Source organism: Variovorax paradoxus, from assembly GCF_024734665.1.
Taxonomy (GTDB): Bacteria; Pseudomonadota; Gammaproteobacteria; order Burkholderiales; family Burkholderiaceae_C; genus Variovorax.
The window spans coordinates 5,953,946-5,974,696 of record NZ_CP102931.1; the positions used below are offsets into that span (position 1 = coordinate 5,953,946).

Consider the following 20,751-nt stretch of genomic DNA (forward strand, 5'->3'; position numbering starts at 1 on the left):
CTTTCATGGACCTCCAGCTCCAGGACCAGCACGTACTCATCACCGGCGGCAGCAAGGGCATCGGCCTGGCCTGCGCGCTGGGCTTTTTGCGCGAAGGCGCGCGCGTGAGCCTCGTGTCGCGCGACCTCGCCAACCTGGAGCAGGGCCGCAAGACGCTGATCGGGGCCTTCGCGCAGGCCGAAGGCCGGGTCTCCGTGCATGCGGCCGACCTCAAGGACCCGGCCAGCGCCGTGGCCGCGCTCGATGCGGCAGAGAAGGCCTTCGGTGCGGTCGACGTGCTAGTCAATTCGGCCGGCGCCGCGCGCCGCACCCCGCCCGACGATCTGACCGCCGCGTCATGGCACGACGCGATGGACGCGAAGTACTTCACCTACATCCACATGATCGACCCGGCCGTCAAGCGCATGGGCCAGCGCGGCTGCGGCGCCATCGTCAACGTGATCGGCCAGGGCGGCAAGGTCGCGAGCCCCGTGCACATGGCCGGCGGCGCAGCCAATGCGGCGCTGATGCTGGTGAGCGCCGGCATGGCCGCCGCCTACGCCGGCAAAGGCGTGCGCGTGAACGCAGTGAACCCAGGACTCACACTGACCGAGCGGCTGCAGGAAGGCATGAAGGCCGACGCGAAGCTGCAAGGCATCGGCACCGACGAAGCACTGGAGCGCGCCAAGGCAAGACTGCCACTCGGCCGCATCGCGACCCCGGAGGAAATCGCCAACACGGTGGTATTCCTGGCATCGCCAAAGGCAAGCTACGTGACCGGCGCCATAGTGGCAATGGACGGCGCCGTCACCCCAATGATCTAAGGCTAGGGCCGAGCGAAGCAAAGGCCCGTTCCGTCTCCCCTCCCCTCTGGCTGCGCCGAGGAGCGCAGCGTTTCGCGGATCAGGGCTCGCCCTTGTCTGAGCGAAGCGAGTTTGGGCGAGACCCCGCGAAACGCGAGCACCGCAGGTTGCCCCTTCGCTACGCGAAGGGGTCGCAGACAGTGGGGTCGCCTTTCTTTTGCCTACTTTTCTTTGGCGAAGCAAAGAAAAGTAGGTCGCCCGCCGGGGCGAGTCCCGGCCCCGGGAAAAAACCTCACCCCACCGCCAACAACCCCTCAAACTTCAACCCAAGAAAATCAACAAACGCCCTTACCCGCGCCGGCACAAAGCGCCCACTCGGCAGCAACGCGTGCAGCGGATAAGGCTCGGTCTCCCAATCAGGCAGCAGCCGCACCAGCCGGCCTTCGCGAATGTCGTTCCGCACATCAAGCGCCGACTTGAGCGTCACGCCATACCCCGCCACAGCCCATTCACGCGCCAGCGAGGCATCGTCCACGCTGCGGTTGCCATTCACCCGCACCTCGGTCCACTGCCCGTTCTGCGCAAACCGCCACACGCGATGCCGCCGCCCCGAGCGATTGAAGGTCAGGCAGTTGTGATGCACCAGGTCTTGCGGCACCTTCGGCGCAGGATGACGGCGCAGGTAATCGGGCGAGGCGGTGAGCACCGGGTTGGTCAGGGCAAAGGGCCGCGCCACCAGCCGCGAATCGGCCAGCGCGCCGTAGCGCAGCGCCACGTCGACCTCGTCTCGCATCACGTCCAGCGGACGGTCGCCCACCGACAGCGACAGCTGCACACCGGGGTGCAGCGCCAGGAATTCGTCGAACCACGGCAGCAGCGTGCTGCGCGTGAGGTCGGACGGCGAGGCCACGCGCAGCGTGCCGACCAGCTCGCCGCGGTCGGCCGTGACCAGTGATTCGCCCTCGTCCAGCAGCTCGAAGGCGCGCACCGCGTAGTCGAGCAGCGTCTGGCCCTGCGGCGTGAGGCGCATGGCACGGGTGGAGCGCTCGAACAGGCGCGCGCCGAGTTGGGCCTCCAGCCTCTTGAGCGTGGCGCTGGCGGCCGCGGGCGTGATGCCCAGCGCATGCGCTGCCGCCGTGAGCGTGCCGCCGCGCGCCGTGTGCACCAGCACCTGCAGGTCGGAGAGATTTTCAATCTTCATTTGAAAGTGTTGCTGGTTTGAGCCACCTTATCAAACCGGTCTTGCGATCCTACATTCGGAGCATCGTTACTGAAAGGTTCCCGTCATGAAAGCCGTCGGCTATTACCAGCCCCTCCCCATCGACAACCCCGAATCGCTGCAGGACATCGAGCTGCCCGCCCCCGTGGCGGGCCCCCGCGACCTGCTGGTGCGCGTGAAGGCGGTGTCGGTCAACCCGGTGGACACCAAGGTCCGCAAGAACGCCGCGCCCGAGGCCGGCCAGGCCAAGGTGCTGGGCTGGGACGCCGTCGGCACGGTCGAGGCCATCGGCAGCGGCGTGAAGAACTTCAAGGTGGGCGACCGCGTGTACTACGCGGGCTCGATCACCCGGCCGGGCGCGAATGCCGAGCTGCACGCGGTGGACGAGCGCATTGCCGCCCTCGCGCCGAAGAGCCTCGACGACGCACAGGCCGCCGCGCTGCCGCTGACCACCATCACCGCTTACGAGCTGCTGTTCGATCGCCTGCAGGTGCCGAAGGATAGCGGCGAGGGCCAGACGCTGCTGATCACCGGTGGCGCGGGCGGAGTCGGCTCCATCCTCATCCAGCTGGCGCGCCAGCTCACCAAGCTGCGCATCGTCGCCACCGCCTCGCGCGCCGAAACCCGCGCATGGTGCCTGGAGTTGGGCGCACACGTGGTCATCGACCACTCGAAGCCGCTCGCGGCCGAACTCAAGGCCGCCGGCATCGGCGAAGTCGACATGGTCGCCAGCCTCACGCAGACCGAGCAGCACTACGCGCAGATCATCGAAAGCCTCAAGCCCCAGGGCCAGCTGGCGGTGATCGACGACATGAAGGTGTTCGACGCGATGCCGCTGAAGACCAAGTGCATCTCGCTGCACTGGGAAATGATGTTCACGCGCTCGCGCTTCGAGACGCCGGACATCGCCGAGCAGGGCGCGCTGCTGGCCGAGGTGGCCGCGCTGGTCGACGCGGGCCGCATCCGCACGACGGCGAACGCGAGCTTCGGCACCATCAATGCGGCAAACCTGAAGCGTGCGCATGCGCTCATCGAGAGCGGCAAGGCGCAGGGCAAGGTGGTGCTGGCGGGGTTCTGAGTCAGCACAATCGGTCGCATGACCGATAACGCTGCCCATCCTCATCTCATCGAATTCGAAACCGAGCGCCTGCGGATGCGCCAATGGCGCGAGAGCGATCTCGCGCCATTTTTTGCGCTGGCCTGCGACCCGCAGGTGATGGAATTTCTGCTGCCGCTGCACACGCGGGCCGACAGCGACGCGCTGGTCGAGCGCATCAAGACGCGCATTGCCGAGAACGGCTGGGGCTTCTGGGCCGTGGAGCACAAGGCGTCCGGCGAGTTCATGGGCTTTACCGGGCTGAACTCGCCGCTGGCCGACCTGCCGTTCTCGCCGTGCGTCGAGATCGGCTGGCGCTTCGCTCGCAAGTGGTGGGGCCAGGGGTTTGCGAGCGAAGCTGCTCGCGGCGCCATCCAGGTTGGGTTCGATCAGTTGGCGCTGGACGAGGTCGTCGCGTTCACTGCGTGGAACAACACCCGCTCGGCAGCGGTGATGGAACGCATCGGCATGAAGGAAGACGTGGCCGGCGCCTTCGATCATCCGCTGGTACCCGAAGGCCACCCGCTACGCCGGCACAAGCTCTACCGCATCGCCAAGCCGCAGCGCTGAAAAAGCGCTACTTCACCTTCGACACGCGCCACACGGCGTTGCCCACGTCGTCCGCCACGATCAGCGCGCCGCCCTTGTCGAGCGCCACGCCCACCGGACGACCCTGCGCCTTTTCGTCGGCCGTCAAAAAGCCCGTCAGCACATCGACCGGCGGTCCGCTCGGCTTGCCGCCGATGAAGGGCACGAACACCACCTTGTAGCCCGACTTGGGCTTGCGGTTCCACGAGCCGTGCTCGCCGATGAAGACGCCGCTGGCGAACTGCTCGGGCATGCCGCCCGCGCGCGAGAACGCCAGGCCCAGCGGCGCGACGTGCGAACCCAGCGCGTAGTCGGGCGCGATGGCCTTGGCCGCCATCTCGGGGTTCTGCGGCGTCACGCGCGCATCGACGATGCCGCCGTAGTAGCTCCAGGGCCAGCCGTAGAAGGCGCCGTCTTTCACCGAGGTGAGGTAGTCGGGCACGAGGTCGCTGCCGATCTCGTCGCGCTCGTTCACCACGGTCCACAGCGCCTTGGTGTCCGGGTCCCAGCCCATGCCGTTGGGGTTGCGCAGGCCGCTGGCGAACAGGCGCTTCTCGCCGGTCTTCGTGTCGACTTCCCAGATGGCGGCGCGGCCTTCTTCGGCCGCGAGGCCGTTCTCGCCGATGTTGCTGTTGGAGCCGACCGTCACATAGAGCTTGCTGCCGTCGGCATTGGCAATCACGTTCTTGGTCCAGTGATGGTTGATGCCGGCGGGCAGCGGTGTCACCAGCGTGGGGTTGGCGCTGATGGAGGTCTGGCCCTCGGTGTACGGCACCTTCACCAGCGCATCGGCATTGGCGATGAAGAGTTCGTTGCCGACCAGCGCCATGCCGTAGGGCGACATCAGGTTGGTCATGAACACCTGCCTGACCTCGGCGAGGCCGTCGCCGTTGGCGTCGCGCAGCAGGGTGATGCGATTGGCGCTGGGCACGCCAGCGCCGGCGCGGCCCATGACCTTGCCCATGACCCAGTTGCGGATCCTGGCGACGAGGCCGTCACCGCCATCGGTGGCGCCGCCGCCGGGCTTGGGCGGCTTGTTGCTCTCGGCCACGAGGATGTCGCCGTTGGGCAGGGTGTAGACCCAGCGCGGATGGTCGAGCCCGCGAGCCAGCGCCGTCACCTGCAGGCCTTCTGCCGGAGTGGGCGAGGCGGTGTCGGTCCAGCCGACCGCGGGAGCCACGTTGACGGTGGGAATCAGGGTCTTGTTCGGCTCGGCCAGCTGCGGGCGGGGGCCGGTGGTCAGCTCGGGCGCCAGCTTGGCGGCCTCGCCGCAGCCGGCGACGAGCAGCGCGGCGGCCAGCGCCAGGGCGGTCGTCTGCCAGGGAAACGTTGTGCGGGTGGGTGCTTGCTGCGGTTCATTCATGCGTGGTCCTTGCGCGGCCGGGGCCGCATGCACCGGATCATCCACAGGCGGGCGGCCCGGGGGTTGTCGGTCGTGGGCGCTTTCTGGCGTGGGCGCACCTCATTTGCGCATCGCCGCTACCATCGCCGGATGACCGACGACCTGTTCCGTGCCGACGCCTACCTGCGCACCTGCGAAGCCCGCGTGCTGCGCATCGACGACACCGGCATCGTGCTGGACCGCACCGTGTTCTATCCACTGGGCGGCGGGCAGGCTGGAGACAGCGGCGTGCTGGCCCTGGCCGACGGGCGCGAGCTGGTCATTGCCGACACCCGCAAGGCCAAGGATGCGGAGGGCCTGCCGACCAATGAATTCGTCCACGTGCCGGCCCCCGAGCAAGCCGACCTGCTGGCCGCGCTGAAGCCCGGCGACACCGTCACCGCCCGCCTCGACTGGGAGCGCCGCCACCGGCTCATGCGCTTCCACACCGCCACCCATCTCCTGTGCCATCTGGTGCCGCAGCCGGTGAACGGCTGCTCCATCACCCCCGAGTACGCACGGCTCGACTTTCACATGACCGACCCGCTGGACAAGGAAGCGCTGACCGCCGGCCTCGCCAGGCTGGTCGAAGCCGCCCACCCGCTGATCGTGGGCGCCATCACCGACGAAGAACTCGACGCCAACCCCGCGCTGGTCAAGAGCATGAGCGTGCAGCCGCCGCGCGGCACAGGCACGGTGCGCACCATCCGCATCGGCGGAACGGGCGCAGGCGACGCGCAGATCGACTTCCAGCCATGCGGCGGCACGCATGTTGCAAACACTTCCGAAATCGGGGCGGTAGTGGTCACCAAGATCGAGAAGAAGAGCGCCAACAGCCGGCGCGTGGTGCTGGGCTGGGCCCCAGCAACTGCTTTGGCCGCCTGAAACGGCCGGAACTTCGCCCCCATCGAATGCTCCGACTGACGGCATGATCTTTTCGCGCATCCATTTCGCTACGCTTCTGATAGCAACCGCCGCAGCCAGCATGCCGGCTGCGGCGCAATCGACGGCCAGCCTGCCATCCAAGCCGGGCGCGGTTGTAACCACTCCCCACGTACGCGCCGAACTGATCGCACACGCCCCCGACGGCGTGACGCCCGGCGCCCCGGTGTGGGTCGGCCTGCAGATCACGCACCAGCCCGAGTGGCACACCTATTGGAAGAACGCCGGCGATTCGGGCCTGCCCACCGAAATGACGTGGACGCTGCCAGCCGGCGTGTCCACCGGCGAAATCGCCTGGCCCGTGCCGAAGAAGATCCCGGTCGGCAGCCTCGCCAACTACGGCTACGAAAACACCGTGCTGCTGCCGGTGCCGCTGGAGGTGTCCACGCTCTACAAGCCGCCGGTGGCGCTGGGCGGCACGCCGGCGATGGACATCCAGCTCAAGGCCTCCTGGCTGGTCTGCCGCAAGGAATGCATTCCCGAAGAAGGCACGTTCACGCTGCCCCTGCCGCTGCAGGGTTCGACCGCGCTGCACAAGGCCGAGTTCGACGCCGCCGCAGCGGCCCAGCCTCAGCCGCTGGCCAAGCCCGGTGCCGTCGAAGTCGACGGCCACAATCTGAAGGTGCGGCTCGAAGGCCTGCCGGCCGCCGTGCAGGGCAAGACGCTGGGCTTCTTCCCCGAGACTCCCGAGGTGATCCGCACCGCGGCCGTCTCCGGCAAGGACTGGACCCAATCCTGGCAAGGCGGCACCTGGACCGCCACGATGCCGCTGGCCGACCAGCGCAGCGCCAGCCCCACGGTGATGCCGTTGGTGGTGGCGCTGCCCGAGGCCGACCGGCAAGCGGGCCAGCCGGTGGCCTGGCGCGCCGAGGCACCGGTCACGGGCTCTTGGCCGGCGGGCGCCGCGCCGCGCGCCGAGGTGTCGCCGGCGCTGCAGGCCGCGCTCACCGCCAATGCAGCCAACGCGGCAACCTCGCCCACCGAGCTGCCCGCCCCGTCCTCGACCACTTTCATGGCCGCGCTGCTTGGCGCCCTGCTCGGCGGCCTGCTGCTCAACCTCATGCCCTGCGTGTTCCCGATCCTCGCGATCAAGGTGCTGGGCTTCGCGCGGCAGGCGGGCAACGCCAGCGCGCACCGCAAGGCCGGACTGGCCTACACGGGGGGCGTGATACTGTCCTTCCTCGCGCTGGGCGGCGGCATGCTCGCGCTGCGCGCGGCCGGCGCCGGGCTGGGCTGGGGCTTCCAACTGCAGTCGCCGGGCGTGGTGGCGGCGCTGGCGGCGCTGTTCACGCTGATCGGGCTCAACCTCGTGGGCGTGTTCGAGTTCGGCCGGGCCGCACCTTCGTCAGTGTGCAGCGCGCAGGCCAAGCATCCGCTGGCCAACGATTTCCTCTCCGGCGTGCTCGCCGTGGTCATCGCCTCGCCCTGCTCCGCGCCGTTCATGGGCGCGTCGATGGGTTTCGCCATCGGCCTGCCGGCCGCCCAGGCGCTGCTGCTGTTCGTTGCGCTGGGCTTCGGGCTGGCGCTGCCTTATCTGCTGGCCGGCTTCGTGCCCGCCGTCGCGCACCTGCTGCCCAAGCCCGGCCCGTGGATGCACACGCTGCGCCGCCTGCTCGCTTTCCCGATGTTCGCTACCGTCGCGTGGCTGGTGTGGGTGCTGGGCCAGCAAAGCGGCATCGACGGCGCGGGCACGCTGCTCGCGCTGCTGGTGTGCCTGGCCGCCATCGTCTGGGCGTTCACGCTGCGCGGGCGCACGCGGGTCGTGATCGCGACGGTGCTGATCGGCTTCACCGCCGTGCTCACCGCCACCATCGGCCGCAATGTGTTGCAGGTGGTGGAGCCGGCCAAGCTTGCATCTGCCCAGGGCACCGCCGGCCAGCGCTGGCAGCCGTGGTCCGCCGAGCGCGTGGCCGAGCTGTCGGGCGCCGGCCAGCCGGTGTTCATCGACTTCACCGCCGCCTGGTGCGTGACCTGCCAGTACAACAAGAAGAGCACCCTGGCCGACACGCAAGTGCTGGCCGACTTCGACGCCAAGAAGGTCGCCATGCTGCGCGCCGACTGGACCCGGCGCGACCCCGCCATCACCGCCGCGCTCACCGCGCTGGGCCGCAGCGGCGTGCCGGTGTACGTGCTGCAGGCGCCGGGCAAGCCGCCGGTCGTGCTGACCGAAATCCTCGGTAAAGACGAGGTCCGCGCCGCGCTCGCCGCGCTTTGACCACCGCCGTGACATGGGTTGTCACATGCACTTGAAGAAACCGTTCTAAGCTGCAGTTGTTGTTTGGAATTTTGTTTTGGAGTTCAAGCTGGCCATGTCTCTTTCGCCATCCACAGACTCGCGTTCCCGTCGTGCCGCGCGTCATGCCCGCGCCGCCCTGAGCCGGGCTTCCCGCCGTGCCGTAGTCGCAGCCGCCGTAGCGCTCGGCGCCACTTTCCTGATGGGCAGCAATGCCGCTGCGGCCCCCGCCGTGGGCCAGCAGGCGCCCGATTTCGTTGCCGTGGACACCAGCGGCGCCAAGCACAAGCTTTCGGATTTCGCCGGCAAATTCGTGGTGCTCGAATGGACCAACCCCGGCTGCCCCTTCGTGCGCAAGCACTACGGCAGCGGCAACATGCCCGCCACGCAGAAGGCCGCGACCGACAAGGGCGTGGTGTGGCTGGCCATCAATTCCACCGAGCGCGCCGCCACCGACTACCTGAAGCCCGATGCGCTCGACGCGTGGATGAAGTCTCAAAAAGGCGCGCCCACCGCCGTGCTGATGGACGAAGACGGCCTGATCGGCCAGGTCTACGGCGCGCGCACCACGCCGCACATCTTCATCATCGACCCCAAGGGCACGCTGGTGTACGCGGGCGGCATCGACAGCATCGCCTCGGCGCGGTCGGACGACATCAAGACCGCCACCAACTACGTGAACCAGGCGCTGGGCGAGGCCTTCGGCGGCAAGCCGATATCGGCCGCAACGACGCGGCCCTACGGCTGTTCGATCAAGTACAAAACCTGAAGTCCGTCCGCGCGACACAACGTAACGCAATGCGCGCGTGACAGCTACCTGACCTGCGCAGTCAGGTAGCGGTCGGGGAGTCCGGCCTACCCTAGGGCGAGCACATCGCCAATACAGCCCTAGGGGACAACTAGATGAATCCTGCGCCCAACGCTGCGCAATCGGGCACGGCCGCCCACGCCTCCACTGCCTCGTCCTCCAAGGTCGCCACCGTCCTGCGCGTGACGGGCGGCAACTTCATGGAGATGTTCGACTTCTTCCTGTTCGGCTTCTATGCCACGCAGATCTCGAAGGCGTTCTTCCCCGCGGGCAACGAATTCGCCTCGCTGATGCTGACCTTCATGACCTTCGGCGCGGGCTTCCTGATGCGGCCGCTGGGCGCGATCTTTCTCGGCGCGTACGTCGACCGCGTCGGTCGCCGCAAGGGGCTGATCGTCACGCTCGCGCTGATGGCCGTGGGCACGCTGCTCATCGCGTGCGTGCCGTCGTACGCCACCATCGGCCTGGCCGCGCCGCTGCTGGTGCTGATCGGCCGGTTGCTGCAGGGCTTCTCGGCCGGGGTGGAACTGGGCGGCGTGTCGGTGTACCTGTCGGAAATGGCGACGCCGGGCCACAAGGGCTTCTACGTGAGCTGGCAGTCGGCCAGCCAGCAGGTAGCCATCGTCGTCGCGGCCGCGCTCGGCTACTGGCTCAACGTGACCTTCACGTCGCAGGAAATCGGCGACTTCTACTGGCGCATTCCCTTCTTCGTGGGCTGCCTGATCGTGCCAGTGCTGTTCATCATCCGCCGCTCGCTGCAGGAAACCGAAGAGTTCATGGCGCGCAAGCACCGCCCCGACGCGCGCGAGATCTTCCAGTCGATGGTCGCAAACTGGGGCCTCGTGGTCGCCGGGATGATGCTGGTGTCGATGACCACGGTGTCGTTCTACCTGATCACCGTCTACACGCCCACCTTCGGCAAGGCCGTGCTGCACCTGAGCACCACCGACGCGCTGATCGTCACGCTGTGCGTGGCCATCTCCAACTTCATCTGGCTGCCGATCATGGGCTCGCTGTCGGACCGCGTGGGCCGCAAGCCGCTGCTGATTCTGTTCACGGTGCTGACCATCCTCACGGCATATCCGTCGCTCAAGTGGCTGGTGGGCGCGCCGAGCTTCGCGCGCATGCTCGAAGTGGAGCTGTGGCTGTCGTTCCTCTATGCGAGCTACAACGGCGCGATGGTCGTGGCCCTCACCGAAGTGATGCCGGTGAACGTGCGCACCGCCGGGTTCTCGCTGGCCTACAGCCTGGCGACGGCGCTGTTCGGCGGCTTCACGCCGGCCATTGCAACCGGGCTGATCGAGATGACAGGCGACAAGGGCGCGCCGGGCCTGTGGATGACGGCGGCCGCGATCTGCGGGCTGATCGCGACGCTGGTGCTCTACCGGCGCAACGTGAGTCCGGCGGACGCACGGCGCGTGCCGGCGGTCTGAACCCCCGTCTTCTCCTTCACACCAGCCGCAAGCCGCCGTCGCACTCGATCACCGTGCCCGTGGTGTAGCCGTTCTCGATCAGGAACTGGATGGCATGCGCCACGTCCTGCGGCTGCCCCACGCGGCCGACGGGCAGCGTCTCGACCTGCTGGCGGAACAGGTCGTCCTTCATCGCGGTGGGCACGCGGTTCCACCAGGGCGTGTCGATGAGGCCGGGTGACACGGCATTCACCCGGCTCGGCTTCAGCTCGCGCGCCAGGCTGCCCACCATCGCTTCGAGCGCGCCGTTGATCGCGGCCAGCCCCGCTGTGCCGGGCAGCGAATTGCGCGCGGAAATCGCCGTCACGAAGGTCAGGCTGCCGCCCTTGCGCAGCACGCGCGCGCCGGCTTGCGCCGCTTCGAGCTGCGGCCAGAACTTGGCCTCGAAGCCGCGGCGCAGCGACTGAAGATCGAGCTGCGCGAATTCGCCCGCGCCCTCGCCGCCGCTGAGCGTGAGCACCAGGTGATCGACGGGCCCGGTCTTCTCGAAGAAAGCATCGAGCGCACCGCGATCGCAGGCGTCGAAGGCCGCGCCGCTCACGTTCTTGCCCAAGCCGCCGATCGCTTCCTGCAGCTTGCCGCTGTCGCGCCCAGTCGCGATCACGCGGGCACCGGTTGCCGCAAGGCGCCGCACGGTTTCGAGCCCCACGCCCGACGAGCCGCCGACCACCACCACTGTCTGTTGTTCCAAAGCCATGTCGACTCCTTTGAATGCCTGATGAAGAAAGTGCCTTCAGGTTAGGGAGCGGCGCCCTATCATTCAAATCGTTTGAAACCATGGAATACATCAACGAAAGTGATTTCAGGCGGCTCGACCTGAACCTGCTGCTGGTGTTCCACGCGCTGCTGCACGAACGCAGCGTCACGCGTGCGGCGCAGCGCCTGTTCATTGGCCAGCCGGCCCTGAGCGGCGCGCTCAAGCGCCTGCGCGCGGCCCTGGGCGACGAGCTGTTCGTGCGCACCTCGCACGGCATGACGCCGACGCCGCGCGCGCTCGAACTCGCGCGCGTCATCGAGCCGCTGCTGCTGTCGCTGCAGCAGGCGCTGCATGCACAGCCGGCGTTCGACCCCGCCACGGCCGAGCGCGTGTTCCGCATCGGCCTGAGCGATGCGCTCGAGGTGGCGCTGATGCCGCAGCTCATGCAGCGGCTTTCCGAACAGGCGCCGGGCGTGCGGCTCGTCGCGCGCGCGGCCGACCGCACCAACGCGCCCGGCATGCTCGACGCGGCCGAGATCGAACTGGCGGTGGGCGTGTTCATCGAGTGCGCCGCATGGCACCGGCAGCGCGCGCTGTTCGGCTGGCACTTCGTCTGCGTCTACAACGCCGCGCTCGTGAAGACACGCGGCAAGCGGATCACGCTCCAGGAATACCTGCACCACCCGCACCTGCTGACCTCGTTCAGCGCCGACCTGAGCGGGCTCGTCGACGATCTGCTGCGCGAGCAGGGGCATGCGCGCCAGGTCGTGTTCTCCAGCCGCAACTTCGCGACCAGCCCTTTCATCGTGCGGCAGATGCCCGCCATCACCACCGTACCCACCTTCGCCGCCGCCACGTGGCGCGACGCGCTCGGGCTGGCCGTGAGCCCGTTGCCTTTCGAAACACCGGCCTACGAAGTGTCGCTGCTGTGGGCGGCGGCGCGCGACGGCGATCCAGGCCTGCAGTGGCTGATCGGCCTCATGGCCGAGGTGTTCGGCGAGAAGCCCGTGTGTTGATCCAGCGCGCACCGTACGTTGACCGGGAGCGCAGCATCCACGGTGTCCCGGGTGGAAACACCGATGATGTCGCGCCCCCGCGTGCCTATCCTGCGGAAGCGCTTCCGGGCGCCCTCCACGGAACCCACGGCATGAACGCACACCATTTCAGCACGCTGCTCGAACACCCCGCCGACCGGCAGGCCTGCTGGGGCCGGATCAACACCACCTACTTCGGCGCGCTGAACGTGCAGTGCCTGGACACAGGCACCTTCGACGCGCGCATGGACGCCTACGAACTCGGCCCGCTGGGCATGTTCATGATCGAGGCGCCCTCGCACCGCGTGGCGCGGCCCGACATGCGCAGCGAGATCGCGCTCGACGAGCACTACAAGCTGGTGCTGCAGCTCGAAGGCCACGGCCACATCTCGCAGCGCGACCGCGAGTTCCACCTGCACCCCGGCGACTGGAGCCTGTACGACCCACGCGTGCCCTACGCCATCACCAACCCCGAGCGCTCGCGCCTGCTGGCCATCACCATCCCGCGCCAGCAGTTCAAGGGCATGAAGATCCCCGACCTGCACACCTGCGAGGCGCACACGCCGGCCATGCAGGGGCTCTACGCGGTGCTCGGCTCGTTCCTCACCTCGCTGGCCGACCAGCTGCCCTCGCTGCCCAACGCAGTCGGCCGCTCGGTCAGCGACACGGTGCTGGGCCTGCTGGCCTCCACGCTGGCCACTCACTCCGACGAGCAGTTCGGCGCGCACCCGGTGCCTGGCGTGCTGAAGGTGCGCGTGAAACAGTTCGTGCACGCGCACCTCGCGGACCCGACCCTGTCGCTCGACCTCATCGCGCAGCAGCTGCGTTGCTCCAAACGCTACCTGCACCGCGTGTTCGAGGACGAGGAGCAGACGCTCGACCGCTTCATCTGGCAGATGCGGCTCGAGCGCTGCAGCGAGGCGCTGCGCAACGCGGCGGGCGGTCGCACGTCGGTGTCGGAGATTGCCTTTGCCTGGGGCTTCAACAGCAGTGCGCATTTCTGCCGAGTGTTCAAGGCGCAATACGGCGTGTCGCCGCGCGAGTTCCAGCGGCGCGGGGCGGAAAAGGCTCCTTCACCCGCACTCACACACTAGGTCTGATCCTAGTTTTCCCCGCTCGATCGAGTTCCTGCCATTCCCGTGCAAGGCAAGCATCAGATGAATTGAACGATGCGGCTTCACTTGAGTCGCAGCGATCAGCCAACTAGCCGATTGCAAGGATGATCGTAGATGCTGCAGTCATCGCACCATCTACGTCACCAGTCCCGAGTCGCATCGCCAACAACTCGGCCCGTCTCAAATCCCTTATCTGCAATCTGCGTTCCACCGACGAACAACAGAGACGACATGAAGAAGAAACACGTTTGCAACCAAAGAGGCAGCGTGCTTCGCAAGGCGGGCAATACAGCAAGCACCAACAAGATAAAGATGGCACACCCCATAACCAAGGAAGCTACAAAGTAGAGGCGATGTTCGGTAGCAATGACAATGGGGAGACGCTGCGGATTCGCCTTTAATGCTGCGACCCGTTCTTCGAATCTCGCTCGACGCTTCGCGCTCCGGCTACGAATAAGGCCAAGGCCCTTGACCGGGAGCACTGCCAAGCGTGGATAGAGAAATTGGCTCAGGAAATTCACCAATATTCCGACCACCACTACCGATCCCCACCAACCCACATTGGTGAGATTACTCAACAGCTCGTTCATCTTTTTCCTCCGTCAATTTTTCCTTGTTAAGCATGGTAGCTATGTCGCTGCCGAATTGACATCGCGAATTTTTTTCGAGGAGCAGTACAGGACAAACGAAGAAGCTGTCCAACCTGCACCCTTCATGCGCCATGACAAAACCGTAATCGCCGCGTAGTCCGATGGGCAGTTGGTCTTTCTAGAGTGGATCACCGATGCGCTCCCTTGAGGAAACGTCCGCATCACATGGCTATCCCAACACAGAAAGGACCTCTACATGAAACGCACCCTGCTCGCCCTCGGCGCCCTCGCATTCTTCTCCACCGCCTTCGCGCAACAGCCGCACGCCCACAGCGCGGAAGCCGAGGCCGACTTCGACAGCAAGCCGCAGGCCGCCGCCGAAGCGAAGAAGAACAGCAAGCAACCCGGCGCGGTGCGCATCAAGGACGGCGGCACCGCGCGCGGCGAAGGTTCCGCCGTACCGACGGCCAGCAAGACGGAGAAGGCCGGTGAAGCCCGCGCCGAGGCGCGCGAGGCCAAGCCCCACAGCCTGCCCAAGCCGAGCGGCACGCCGAAGTAAGGCGACCCTTCAGGCCGCCGCGAGATAGCTGCTGTGCAGTATCTCCGGCCGGCTTCTCAGCTCCTCCGACGAGCCCGCGAAGGCCATGCGACCACGCTCCAGCACATAGGCGCGGCTCGACACCGCGAGCGCCACCGTGGTGAACTGTTCGATCAGCAGCACGCCCACGCCTTCGCGCGCGACCTGTTGCACCACCTCCACCAGCCGCTTGACCACCGTGGGCGCGAGCCCCAGCGAGAGCTCGTCGATGGCCAGGTAGCGCGGCTTGCCGATCAGCGCCTGCGCGATGCAGACCATCTGCTTCTGGCCGCCCGAGAGCGAACGCGCGGGCAGCGCGAGCTTCACGCGCAATTCCGGAAACACCGCGAGCACCTGCTCCACCGCATCGGCCACGCGCGCAGCGGGCAACGCGGTAGCGGCGGCACGCAGGTTGTCGAGCACCGAGAGATCGCCCAGCACGCGGTGGCCCTCAGGCACCACCGCCACGCCGAGCGCACGCACGCGCTCGGGCCGCTGGCCGTGCAGCGCATGGCCCTCGACCTCGATGCGTCCGCCCGCAATCGGCAGCACGCCGCCGATGGCCATCACCGTGCTCGACTTGCCCGCGCCGTTCGCACCCAGCAGCGCCGTCACTTCGCCGGGAGGCACCTGCAGGTCGATGCCGTGCAGCACGGCCTTGCCGCCGCGCTGCAGGCGCAGATCGTTCACGCTCAGCATGTGCTTGTCACTCCGTTCCGAGGTAGGCCTTGCGCACGGCCGGGTCGTCGAGCACCTGGCGCGTCGGGCCGAGCGCGAGTCGGCGGCCGAAATCGAGCACCAGGGTCTGCGTGCAGGTGGCCGCGATCAGGTCTACGTCATGGTCGATCAGCAGCACCTGCGCGCCGCAGAAAGCGTGCACCGAGCCGATCACGCGGCGCAGCGCGCCGGCCTCCTGTTCGGTGAGGCCCGCGCCGGGTTCGTCGAGCAGGAGCAGCTTGGGCGCGCCGACCAGCGACTTGGCGATCTCCAGCATGCGGCGCTGGAACAGGTTGAGCCGATGGCCCGGCACCGTTGCCGCATCGAGCAGGCCGGTGTGCGCCAGCGCGCGCGCGACCTGCGCCACCGCATCGCTGCGCGCATGCGGCACGTGGTCGAGCAGGGCGCGCACGTTGTCCCACACACTGAGGTCCTCCACCACCTGCTCGGTCTGGAACGACCGGCGCAGGCCGAAGCGCACGCGCTCGATGGGCTTCAGGCCCAGCAGGTCAGCGCCGTCCACCGCGACGGTGCCGCCGCGCGGCAGCACGAGGCCGCTGAGCACGTTGACCAGCGTGGTCTTGCCCGCGCCGTTGGGGCCGATGAGGCCGCACACCGGCGCATCGAGTTCGGCGCTCAGCGCGTCGATGGCCTTGACACCGCCGAAGGCGACGGTGAGATCGCTGATGCGGATCATGGCGCGGCATCCTTGCCGCCAGACAGCCGCTGGCGCACTGCTGCGAAGGCGCCGGCCAGTTGTCCGGCGATGCCGCTGGGCGCGGTGATGAGGGCATGCAGCAACGCGACGCCGAAGAAGATCATCGCCAGATAGCCATTCACCCCGAAGTCCGTCAGCAGCGCCGGCACCGCGCGAAGCAGCAAGCCGGCAATCAGCGCGCCCGCCCAGTTGTAGGCCCCTCCCACCACCGTGAGCGCGAACAGCATCACCGAGTCGCCCGCGGTGAAGGCGCGCCCGTCGAGCTGCCCCACGCCGCCCGCAAGCAATGCGCCCGCCACGCCGGCGCAGAAGCCCGCGAGGCCGAAGGCCCAGGTCTGGTAGCGCAGGATGTTGACGCCGGCCGCCACGGCCGCCGCCTCGCCGCGCCGGATCAGCGCCCACGAGCGCCCGGCGCGCGTGCGTCGGTGAAGCTCGATCAACGCCAGCACCGCCGCCAGCCACACGGCCACGTAGCGGAAGTACGCCGCGTCGGACAGCGCCAGCGCGGGCCGGGGCATCATCAGCCGCTCGCTGCCGAACACGCGGCCCAGCCATCCCGCGCCGCCGTCGGGAAAACCCGTGACGTTGATGAGCACCTGGAAGCCGCCCGCCATCATCATCGTGACGAGCGCCAGGTACAGCCCCTTGAGCCGCAGCGCCGGCAGCCCCGCGAGCATGCCCACCACGCACGACAGCAACCCGCCCACGAGCACCGACAGCTCGAAGGGCCAGCCCAGCCCGTGCCCCGCGCGCAATGCGATCCAGCCGCCCACGCCGAGCAGCGCGTACTGGCACAGCGATACCAGCCCCAGCTGCCCGTAGAGCAGCGCCACGCCGGCCGCCGCGATCGACAGCGCGAGCGAGGAGGTCAGCGTCTTGATCCAGTAGGCATTGGCCAGCCACGGTACAACGAGGCCGATGAGCAGCACGCAGCCCACCATCACCGCCAGCGAGATGCGCGCGCGGCGCGATGCTTGCGCGAGCGAAGCCGGCGGCCCCTGCACGTCGTGCGCCGGCACAGCCCCGACGATGGTCGAAGAGGCGCTCATGCCTGCCGCGTCCCGGTGCGATAGAACACGATCATCGCCAGCGCGATCAGAAACGGCGTGGCAGTGCGGAACGCTGCGAAGCCCGGCACGGTGATCGCCAGCGCCTCCAGTACGCCGATGGCGATGCCGCCCGCCACCGTGGCCGGCAGCGAGTGCAGGCGGCCGATGATGGCGGCGGCAAAGGCCGGAATCACCAGGAAGGTCAGCAGCGTGGCCTGCAGCCGCACGATGTTCGCGAGCAGCAGGCCGCACACGCCGGCGAAGGCTCCGCTGAGCACCCAGGCCACTGTGTCGACGCCCAGCACGCGGATGCCGAGCAGCGCGCTCAGGTCGCGGTCGTTGGCCAGCGCGCGCATCTTCAGGCCCACGCGCGTCTTCGACAGCAGCAGGCCCACGCCGCCCATCATCAGCACGGCCAGCGCGAGCCCCAGGGCGCGGGTATGGGTAAGCCGCACCTCGACCTCGCCCAGCACGAAGTCGATGGCGCCCGCGTCGGTAGGCAGCACCAGCCGGCGCGGCTGTTCGCCCCAGTACCACTCGGTGAAGCCCACCACCACCAGCGCGAAGCCCAGCGTCGCGATGCTGCGGATGGTCGGATCGCGGTGCGACAGCCGCGGCGCCAGCAGCCGTCCGTAGGCCAGCGACAGCAGCATCGAAGTGACGATGGCCGCGCACCACGCCAGCCCCTGCGGCCAGTCCGCCTCGAGCATCGACCAGGCCACGTAGGCGCCGATCGCGCCGATGGCACCGAAGGCGAAGTTCAGCACGCCCGACGAGCGGTAGAGCACCACCAGCCCCACGCCGGAGAGCGCATACACCGCGCCCAGGCCCAGGCCCGAGATGACGAAAGGCAGGTATTCGTCCATGGCCGGGCGCGCTTACTTCAGGCCCATCTTCTGCTCGTCGGCGCGGATGTCGACCAGCTCCGGGTCGTCCGCCGTCAGGCAGCCGCCGGGGGCGAAGCGCCAGCCGTTGCCGTCGGGGCTGGCGACCGGGCCGCTGTTGTTGGCGTTGTGGCGGTTGCCGTTGCCCACGTAGAAGGGCTTGCACAGGATGTCGCTCCTGAAGTCGCTCACCTTGCGCAGCGCATCGGTCACGCCTGCACGGTCGATCTTCTTCGGGTCCATCTTCAGCAGCGCCTGCGTCACGATGCGCGCTGCCACGTAGCCGCCTTGCGAGAAGGTGTCGCGCGGATCGCTCTTCGCGCCGTACTTGTCCATCACCGCAAGCCAGTTCTTGTTGTCGGGGCCTGCCGATTCGAGCGGGTTGAATTCGAGGTTGACGTCGAAGTTGCCCTTCCAGTAGGGCCCGATGGCCTTGGGCACGTCGGTGTTGTAGGCCGGCGCGGACGACACGAAGTGGATCTTCTTGCCGATGTTCTGCTGCTCGGCGGCCGCCAGCATCGGCACCAGGATGCCCTTGGGCACGTTCATGATGATGGTGTCGGGCTTCTTCGCGGCCGCCTGCAGCATGGTGGAGGTGGCGTCGGCCGAGCCGGGGTCGATGGCGATGGTCTCGACCTCCACGCCGTTCTTCCTGCCCCACTCCTTCGGCCCCTCGCAGGCCCAGTTGCCCAGGCTGGGGATGTTCGGAATGATGCAGACCATCTTCTTCGACTTGTACTTCTGCGCGGCGTACATGGCGGCGATGGTGGCCGACACGCGCGGCCCCGCGTTCACCGGCACGTAGTTGCGCGCGTTGAAGCACTCGCGCGGCACGCCGGTGCCGGCGATGACCATCACGCCCTCGTCGGCGTACATCTTGGCGTTGGCGCCGCACTCCACGAAGCTGGTGCTGCCCGCGAGCGCCACCACCTTGCGGTCCTTCACGAGCTTGGAGGCGACCTGCGCGGCGGTTTCCGGGTTCCACTGGTCGTCGACCACGACGTAGTCGACCGGGCGGCCGTTGATGCCGCCGTTGGCGTTCACGCACTTGAAGTACGCGGCCGCCGCCTGGCCCGAGGCGCTGAAGTCGTCGGGGCCGGTCTTGCCGACCACCGCGCCGATGGGAATGGGCTCGCCCGTTGCGGGCTTGCCGGTGTTGAGGCCGCAGTCGGGGCCCGACTGTGCCCATGCACCGCCCGCACCCGCGATACCCATGGCGCCGACCGCGAAGGACAGCGCAATCTTCTTCTGGATCTTCTTCATGATGGATGTCTCCTTTTCTGGTGATCGAAACCCGGCGGCTACACCGCCATGCACACGCTCTTGAGCTCGGTGAAGCTCTCGACCGCCGCACGCCCCAGGTCGCGCCCGTAGCCCGACTGCTTCACGCCGCCCAGCGGCAGTGCGTTGTCGAGCACGTTGTGCGCGTTGACCCAGACCACACCCGCCTGCAGGCGCGGCACGATGCGGTGCACGGCCGAGAGGCTGTTCGACCACACGCTGGCGGCCAGGCCGTAGGCGCTGTCGTTGGCCATGCGGATCGCGTCTTCCACGTCGTCGAAGGGCACGACCGTCGCGACCGGGCCGAACACCTCCTCGCGCACGATGCGCATCGAGGGCTTCGCGTCGACGAACACGGTGGGCTTCACGAAGCAGCCGCCATCGAAGGCTCGGCTACCGCCGGTGACCAGCGTCGCGCCCTCGGCCACCGCACCGTCGATGTGCGCCATCACGCGGTCCATGTGGCGCCTGGAGACGAGCGGGCCGAACTGCGCCTGCGGGTCGAAGCCCGAGCCGATGTGCAGCCCCTCGGCCGCCTGCGCCAGTTGCGCCACCACCTTGTCGAAGATGCCGCGCTGCACATACACGCGCGAGCCCGCGGTGCACACCTGCCCCTGGTGGAAGAAGATGCCGTTGGCCGCACCCTGCGCCGCCGCGGCCGGGTCGGCGTCGTCGAGCACGATCAGCGGCGACTTGCCGCCCAGCTCCAGCGTGAAGCGCGCCATGTTGTCGACGGCGGCATGGCCGATCTGCCGGCCCACGCCGGTCGATCCGGTGAAGCTGATCTTGCGGATGTCCGGATGCTGCGCGAGCGCCGCGCCGGCCGTAGCGCCACGCCCGCACACCACGTTGAGCGCGCCCGGCGGAAAGCCCGCCTCGATGGCCAGTTCGGCCAGCCGCAGCGCGGTGAGCGGTGTTTCTTCCGAAGGCTTGAGCACCACGGTGCAGCCTGCCGCGAGCGCGGGCGCGACCTTCCACAGCGCGATGGCCAGCGGGAAGTTCCACGGCACGATCGCGCCCACCACGCCGACCGGTTCGCGCCGCGTGTAGGTCACCCACTGCGGACCCGGAATACCGATGGAGTTGTCCAGCGTCTGGCCTTCGAGCTTGGTGGCCCAGCCCGCCATGTAGCGCACAAACTCGGCGCCCGCGCCCACGTCGACCATGCGGGCGATGCCGCGCAGCTTGCCGCTTTGCAGCGTCTCGAGCGCACTGAGTTCGTCGGCGTGCGCTTCGATCAGCGTCGACAGCGTGTAGAGCATGCGCTCGCGGTCGGCAGGGCGCAGCGACCTCCATGCGGCGCTCTCGAAAGTGCGGCGCGCGCTGGCGACGGCGGTGTTCACGTCAGCCGCGTCGCTGTCGGGTGCCTCGGCCACGGTCATCTCGGTGGCGGGGTCGACCACCGGGAGGTAGCTGCCGCTGGCGGGGGGCGCCTCGCGGCCGTCGATGTGGTTGCCACGCCGGCGCTGTGCCAGCAGGCCCACCTGGCCGAGGTGTTCGATCGACAGGTCTCGCAGATTCATGAAGGGGCTCCGGGGCGATGCGTTGAAGAAGAGAAAGAAGAAAGT

20 protein-coding genes are annotated in these 20,751 nt (G+C 68.1%); 10 read left to right on the plus strand and 10 right to left on the minus strand.

Going from position 1 to position 20,751, the window contains the following annotated elements; genetic code table 11:
* Positions 1-5 precede the first annotated feature (5 nt).
* Positions 6-803 (plus strand): SDR family oxidoreductase, encoded by a 798-nt coding sequence (locus tag NWF24_RS28065; RefSeq protein WP_258351398.1) that lies wholly within the window; start codon positions 6-8, stop codon positions 801-803.
* 271 nt (positions 804-1,074) lie between these two features.
* On the opposite strand, the gene NWF24_RS28070 is transcribed toward NWF24_RS28065, so the two are convergent.
* The gene (locus NWF24_RS28070; protein WP_258351399.1) at positions 1,075-1,983 is read right to left on the minus strand and encodes a LysR family transcriptional regulator; all 909 of its coding nucleotides are present in this window, start codon (positions 1,981-1,983) and stop codon (positions 1,075-1,077) included.
* Positions 1,984-2,068: 85 nt separating this feature from the next.
* On the opposite strand from NWF24_RS28070, the gene NWF24_RS28075 reads away from it, so the two are divergent.
* Both NWF24_RS28075 and NWF24_RS28080 read left to right on the plus strand, forming a co-directional pair.
* On the plus strand, positions 2,069-3,079 hold the full coding sequence (locus NWF24_RS28075; RefSeq protein ID WP_258351400.1) for a zinc-binding alcohol dehydrogenase family protein: 1,011 nt from the start codon (positions 2,069-2,071) through the stop codon (positions 3,077-3,079).
* A gap of 18 nt (positions 3,080-3,097) precedes the next feature.
* Positions 3,098-3,667, plus strand: a complete 570-nt coding sequence (locus NWF24_RS28080) for a GNAT family N-acetyltransferase (protein ID WP_258351401.1) — start codon at positions 3,098-3,100, stop codon at positions 3,665-3,667.
* Between the two features lie 7 nt (positions 3,668-3,674).
* Here NWF24_RS28080 and NWF24_RS28085 read toward each other — a convergent pair whose 3' ends face one another.
* Complete coding sequence (locus tag NWF24_RS28085) at positions 3,675-5,048, minus strand: PQQ-dependent sugar dehydrogenase (protein WP_258351402.1); 1,374 nt, start codon at positions 5,046-5,048, stop codon at positions 3,675-3,677.
* A 129-nt stretch (positions 5,049-5,177) separates the two neighbouring features.
* Between NWF24_RS28085 and NWF24_RS28090 the strand changes: the two genes are divergently transcribed.
* The 4 genes from NWF24_RS28090 (at position 5,178) to tcuC (ending at position 10,482) form a co-directional block, all read left to right on the plus strand.
* Positions 5,178-5,951, plus strand: a complete 774-nt coding sequence (locus NWF24_RS28090) for an alanyl-tRNA editing protein (protein WP_258351403.1) — start codon at positions 5,178-5,180, stop codon at positions 5,949-5,951.
* Between the two features lie 43 nt (positions 5,952-5,994).
* A complete protein-coding gene (locus tag NWF24_RS28095) occupies positions 5,995-8,223 on the plus strand; it encodes a protein-disulfide reductase DsbD family protein (protein WP_375338421.1) in 2,229 nt (742 codons plus the stop codon).
* 94 nt (positions 8,224-8,317) lie between these two features.
* Entirely contained in the window at positions 8,318-9,010 is a 693-nt protein-coding gene (locus NWF24_RS28100) for a thioredoxin family protein (protein ID WP_258351404.1), read from the plus strand.
* A 134-nt stretch (positions 9,011-9,144) separates the two neighbouring features.
* Positions 9,145-10,482 carry an MFS transporter gene (gene tcuC / locus NWF24_RS28105; RefSeq protein WP_258351405.1) on the plus strand — a complete coding sequence of 446 codons (1,338 nt, stop codon included), beginning with the start codon at positions 9,145-9,147 and terminating at the stop codon, positions 10,480-10,482.
* A gap of 16 nt (positions 10,483-10,498) precedes the next feature.
* Here the strand turns inward: tcuC and NWF24_RS28110 are convergent, their stop codons facing one another.
* On the minus strand, positions 10,499-11,218 hold the full coding sequence (locus NWF24_RS28110; RefSeq protein ID WP_258351406.1) for an SDR family oxidoreductase: 720 nt from the start codon (positions 11,216-11,218) through the stop codon (positions 10,499-10,501).
* An 80-nt stretch (positions 11,219-11,298) separates the two neighbouring features.
* On the opposite strand from NWF24_RS28110, the gene NWF24_RS28115 reads away from it, so the two are divergent.
* Both NWF24_RS28115 and NWF24_RS28120 read left to right on the plus strand, forming a co-directional pair.
* Complete coding sequence (locus NWF24_RS28115; RefSeq protein WP_258351407.1) at positions 11,299-12,234, plus strand: LysR family transcriptional regulator; 936 nt, start codon at positions 11,299-11,301, stop codon at positions 12,232-12,234.
* Between the two features lie 131 nt (positions 12,235-12,365).
* Complete coding sequence (locus NWF24_RS28120) at positions 12,366-13,346, plus strand: AraC-like ligand-binding domain-containing protein (protein WP_258351408.1); 981 nt, start codon at positions 12,366-12,368, stop codon at positions 13,344-13,346.
* Between the two features lie 161 nt (positions 13,347-13,507).
* On the opposite strand, the gene NWF24_RS28125 is transcribed toward NWF24_RS28120, so the two are convergent.
* On the minus strand, positions 13,508-13,957 hold the full coding sequence (locus NWF24_RS28125) for a hypothetical protein (protein ID WP_258351409.1): 450 nt from the start codon (positions 13,955-13,957) through the stop codon (positions 13,508-13,510).
* Between the two features lie 256 nt (positions 13,958-14,213).
* Between NWF24_RS28125 and NWF24_RS28130 the strand changes: the two genes are divergently transcribed.
* The gene (locus NWF24_RS28130) at positions 14,214-14,516 is read left to right on the plus strand and encodes a hypothetical protein (protein WP_258351410.1); all 303 of its coding nucleotides are present in this window, start codon (positions 14,214-14,216) and stop codon (positions 14,514-14,516) included.
* A 9-nt stretch (positions 14,517-14,525) separates the two neighbouring features.
* Here NWF24_RS28130 and NWF24_RS28135 read toward each other — a convergent pair whose 3' ends face one another.
* The 6 genes from NWF24_RS28135 to NWF24_RS28160 are packed head-to-tail and all read right to left on the minus strand — an operon-like array spanning position 14,526 to position 20,706.
* Positions 14,526-15,233: an ABC transporter ATP-binding protein gene (locus NWF24_RS28135; protein WP_258351411.1), complete on the minus strand. Its 708-nt coding sequence runs from the start codon at positions 15,231-15,233 to the stop codon at positions 14,526-14,528.
* A 7-nt stretch (positions 15,234-15,240) separates the two neighbouring features.
* A complete protein-coding gene (locus NWF24_RS28140; protein WP_258351412.1) occupies positions 15,241-15,948 on the minus strand; it encodes an ABC transporter ATP-binding protein in 708 nt (235 codons plus the stop codon).
* Entirely contained in the window at positions 15,945-17,018 is a 1,074-nt protein-coding gene (locus NWF24_RS28145; RefSeq protein WP_309148846.1) for a branched-chain amino acid ABC transporter permease, read from the minus strand. Before NWF24_RS28145 ends, NWF24_RS28140 begins: the two co-directional genes overlap by 4 nt.
* Entirely contained in the window at positions 17,015-17,884 is an 870-nt protein-coding gene (locus tag NWF24_RS28150) for a branched-chain amino acid ABC transporter permease (RefSeq protein ID WP_093178267.1), read from the minus strand. The genes NWF24_RS28145 and NWF24_RS28150 overlap by 4 nt, the downstream gene beginning before the upstream one ends.
* A 12-nt stretch (positions 17,885-17,896) precedes the next feature.
* A complete protein-coding gene (locus tag NWF24_RS28155) occupies positions 17,897-19,165 on the minus strand; it encodes an ABC transporter substrate-binding protein (RefSeq protein WP_375338422.1) in 1,269 nt (422 codons plus the stop codon).
* 38 nt (positions 19,166-19,203) lie between these two features.
* Positions 19,204-20,706, minus strand: coding sequence for an aldehyde dehydrogenase family protein (locus NWF24_RS28160; protein WP_258351413.1), 1,503 nt, complete (start codon positions 20,704-20,706; stop codon positions 19,204-19,206).
* Positions 20,707-20,751: the final 45 nt, after the last annotated feature.

Excerpts from the sequence above, each read along its gene's own strand:
- NWF24_RS28065 (WP_258351398.1), top strand. The coding sequence starts at position 6 with ATGGACCTCCAGCTCCAGGACCAGCACGTACTCATCACCGGCGGCAGC.
- NWF24_RS28070 (WP_258351399.1), bottom strand. The coding sequence starts at position 1,983 with ATGAAGATTGAAAATCTCTCCGACCTGCAGGTGCTGGTGCACACGGCG.
- NWF24_RS28075 (WP_258351400.1), top strand. The coding sequence starts at position 2,069 with ATGAAAGCCGTCGGCTATTACCAGCCCCTCCCCATCGACAACCCCGAA.
- NWF24_RS28080 (WP_258351401.1), top strand. The coding sequence starts at position 3,098 with ATGACCGATAACGCTGCCCATCCTCATCTCATCGAATTCGAAACCGAG.
- NWF24_RS28085 (WP_258351402.1), bottom strand. The coding sequence starts at position 5,048 with ATGAATGAACCGCAGCAAGCACCCACCCGCACAACGTTTCCCTGGCAG.
- NWF24_RS28090 (WP_258351403.1), top strand. The coding sequence starts at position 5,178 with ATGACCGACGACCTGTTCCGTGCCGACGCCTACCTGCGCACCTGCGAA.
- NWF24_RS28095 (WP_375338421.1), top strand. The coding sequence starts at position 5,995 with ATGATCTTTTCGCGCATCCATTTCGCTACGCTTCTGATAGCAACCGCC.
- NWF24_RS28100 (WP_258351404.1), top strand. The coding sequence starts at position 8,318 with ATGTCTCTTTCGCCATCCACAGACTCGCGTTCCCGTCGTGCCGCGCGT.
- tcuC (WP_258351405.1), top strand. The coding sequence starts at position 9,145 with ATGAATCCTGCGCCCAACGCTGCGCAATCGGGCACGGCCGCCCACGCC.
- NWF24_RS28110 (WP_258351406.1), bottom strand. The coding sequence starts at position 11,218 with ATGGCTTTGGAACAACAGACAGTGGTGGTGGTCGGCGGCTCGTCGGGC.
- NWF24_RS28115 (WP_258351407.1), top strand. The coding sequence starts at position 11,299 with ATGGAATACATCAACGAAAGTGATTTCAGGCGGCTCGACCTGAACCTG.
- NWF24_RS28120 (WP_258351408.1), top strand. The coding sequence starts at position 12,366 with ATGAACGCACACCATTTCAGCACGCTGCTCGAACACCCCGCCGACCGG.
- NWF24_RS28125 (WP_258351409.1), bottom strand. The coding sequence starts at position 13,957 with ATGAACGAGCTGTTGAGTAATCTCACCAATGTGGGTTGGTGGGGATCG.
- NWF24_RS28130 (WP_258351410.1), top strand. The coding sequence starts at position 14,214 with ATGAAACGCACCCTGCTCGCCCTCGGCGCCCTCGCATTCTTCTCCACC.
- NWF24_RS28135 (WP_258351411.1), bottom strand. The coding sequence starts at position 15,233 with ATGCTGAGCGTGAACGATCTGCGCCTGCAGCGCGGCGGCAAGGCCGTG.
- NWF24_RS28140 (WP_258351412.1), bottom strand. The coding sequence starts at position 15,948 with ATGATCCGCATCAGCGATCTCACCGTCGCCTTCGGCGGTGTCAAGGCC.
- NWF24_RS28145 (WP_309148846.1), bottom strand. The coding sequence starts at position 17,018 with ATGAGCGCCTCTTCGACCATCGTCGGGGCTGTGCCGGCGCACGACGTG.
- NWF24_RS28150 (WP_093178267.1), bottom strand. The coding sequence starts at position 17,884 with ATGGACGAATACCTGCCTTTCGTCATCTCGGGCCTGGGCCTGGGCGCG.
- NWF24_RS28155 (WP_375338422.1), bottom strand. The coding sequence starts at position 19,165 with ATGAAGAAGATCCAGAAGAAGATTGCGCTGTCCTTCGCGGTCGGCGCC.
- NWF24_RS28160 (WP_258351413.1), bottom strand. The coding sequence starts at position 20,706 with ATGAATCTGCGAGACCTGTCGATCGAACACCTCGGCCAGGTGGGCCTG.